This window comes from Streptomyces sp. NPDC058157, from assembly GCF_042884105.1.
GTDB lineage: Bacteria > Actinomycetota > Actinomycetes > Streptomycetales > Streptomycetaceae > Streptomyces.
This window is the reverse complement of sequence record NZ_JBHVUQ010000397.1, coordinates 1-2,293: the sequence shown is the minus strand read 5'-3', so window position 1 is coordinate 2,293 and position 2,293 is coordinate 1. Positions and strand designations below refer to the sequence as shown.

Annotated in this window: 2 protein-coding genes and 1 tRNA gene; 1 reads left to right on the top strand and 2 read right to left on the bottom strand. The window is 68.0% G+C overall.

From position 1 onward, the window contains the following. Window positions 1-1,524 (bottom strand): catalase (locus tag ACFVXK_RS38265; RefSeq protein WP_389621908.1); only part of this gene is annotated, 1,524 nt, incomplete at its 3' end. Between the two features lie 129 nt (window positions 1,525-1,653). Between ACFVXK_RS38265 and ACFVXK_RS38260 the strand changes: the two genes are divergently transcribed. Beyond that, window positions 1,654-2,070 carry a Fur family transcriptional regulator gene (locus tag ACFVXK_RS38260; protein WP_389621905.1) on the top strand — a complete coding sequence of 139 codons (417 nt, stop codon included), beginning with the start codon at window positions 1,654-1,656 and terminating at the stop codon, window positions 2,068-2,070. A 148-nt stretch (window positions 2,071-2,218) separates the two neighbouring features. Here the strand turns inward: ACFVXK_RS38260 and ACFVXK_RS38255 are convergent. Next, window positions 2,219-2,292, bottom strand: a tRNA-Met gene (locus ACFVXK_RS38255). Between the last annotated feature and the right edge of the window lies 1 nt (window position 2,293).

Genomic DNA, 2,293 nt, shown 5'->3' with positions numbered 1-2,293 from the left:
GCCCTTCGGGTCCGCCCTGGGCGCGCTGGCCGGTGCGGCCTTCGCCGACGAGTACCGCACGCGGAGGGCCTGGACCGCGGCTTCCAGCCGCTTGCCGAAGTCGCCGTCCGCCTTGCGGAAGTTGTCGATGGCGCGCTCGACGATGTCCTCACGGGAGACCTTGGCGATGAAGCCGGAGAGGTTCTCGATCAGACGCGCCTTCTCGTCCTCGGAGAACAGGCGGTAGAGGTTGCCCGCCTGGACGAAGTCGTCGTCCTCGGAGTGCGAGGGGGTGGCGTGGTTGCCCGTGCCGCCGGTGACCGGGGTGGACTGCCACAGCGGGCGGTCCGTCTGGAAGGGGCCGCCGAAGCTGTTCGGCTCGTAGTTCTTCGCGCCCTTGTGGCGGCCGTCGTAGAGGTAGCCGTCACGGGAGTTCGTGCGCGCCTCGGTGGCGTGCGGGCGGTTCACCGGCAGGTGGTCGGCGTTGATGCCGACGCGGTAGCGGTGGGCGTCGCCGTACGCGAAGAGACGGCCCTGGAGCATCTTGTCCGGGGAGGGACCGATACCGGGGACGAAGTGCGCCGGGGAGAAGATGGACTGCTCGACCTCGGCGAAGATGTTCTCCGGGTTGCGGTTGAGCTCCAGCTTGCCGATCTCGATCGGCGGGTAGTCCTCGTGCGGCCACACCTTGGTGAGGTCGAACGGGTTGAAGCGGTACTCCGCCGCGTCGGCCGCGGGCATGATCTGGACCTGGACGGTCCAGCTCGGGAAGTCGCCGCGCTCGATGGACTCGCGCAGGTCGCGCTGGTGGGAGTCCGGGTCCTCGCCGGCGAGCTGGTTGGCCTCGGCCTGGGTGAGGTTCTTGATGCCCTGGTCGGTCTTGAAGTGGTACTTGACCCAGAAGACCTCGCCGGCCTCGTTGTTCCACTGGAACGTGTGCGAGCCGTAGCCGTTCATGTGGCGGTAGGACGCCGGGATGCCGCGGTCGCCGAACAGCCAGGTCACCTGGTGGGTGGACTCGGGCGACAGACCCCAGAAGTCCCAGACGTTGTCCGCCTCCTGCGAGCCCGTGTACGGGTCGCGCTTCTGGGTGTGGATGAAGTCGGGGAACTTGATGGCGTCGCGTATGAAGAACACCGGGGTGTTGTTGCCGACGAGGTCGTAGTTGCCCTCTTCGGTGTAGAACTTCAGCGCCCAGCCGCGCGGGTCACGGCGGGCGTCGGCGCCGCCGAGGCTGTCCGCGACGGTGGAGAAGCGCAGGAAGGTCTCGGTCTGCTTGCCGACCTCGGAGAGGAACTTCGCCCGGGTGTACTGCGTGACGTCCGCGGTCACCGTGAAGGTGCCGTAGGCGCCGGCGCCACGGGCGTGCACCACGCGCTCCGGGATGCGCTCGCGGTTGAAGTGGGCCAGCTTCTCCAGGAGGAGCTGGTCCTGGACGAGGACCGGCCCGCCGACGCCCGCGGTCTCGCTGTTCTGGTTGTCGGCGACCGGTGCCCCGGCCTCCGTGGTGAGCGGTCCCTGCGTCACGTGCGCCTCCTGCGTCATTTCCTGCAAGTCCTGTCCTTGGCGTTTGCCGTAACCGATCCTACGATGGACTTTGTCTAAGTCAAGTAAGCATCCAAGTCCACATCGGTTCGGGATCTGCACCGAATCCCCACTGTTAGGCTGGCGTGTATGAGTGACCTGCTGGAACGACTTCGCGGACGCGGCTGGCGCATGACGGCCCAGCGGCGTGTCGTGGCCGAAGTACTCGACGGTGACCACGTTCACCTGACGGCAGACGAAGTGCACGCACGCGCTGTGACCAAACTGCCTGAGATTTCTCGAGCGACGGTGTACAACACCTTGGGCGAGCTGGTCTCGCTCGGCGAGGTGCTGGAGGTCTCGACGGACCGGCGGGCCAAGCGCTACGACCCGAACGCCCACCGGCCGCACCACCACCTGGTCTGCGCCCAGTGCGGGGCCATCCGCGACGTCCACCCGGCGGGCGACCCGCTGGCCGACCTGCCCGCGGGCGAGCGCTTCGGCTTCGTGGTCTCGGCGGTCGAGGTGACCTACCGCGGGGTGTGCCCGAACTGCGCCGGCGCGTAGCCGGCCGGGCGAAGGAGGAGGCCGGGGGCCCAGCCCCCGGCCTTTCGCGTTCTCGCGCGCCCGCGTTCACGTTCACGTTCAGGCCCGCGTTCACGTTCAGGAACGACTCGAGGCCCGGATCCATGGGATCCGGGCCTCGGGCCTTCAGTAGCGGGGACAGGATTTGAACCTGCGACCTCTGGGTTATGAGCCCAGCGAGCTACCGAGCTGCTCCACCCCGCGT

Coding starts and splice junctions, on each gene's coding strand:
- ACFVXK_RS38260 (WP_389621905.1), top strand. CDS start 1,654: ATGAGTGACCTGCTGGAACGACTTCGCGGACGCGGCTGGCGCATGACG.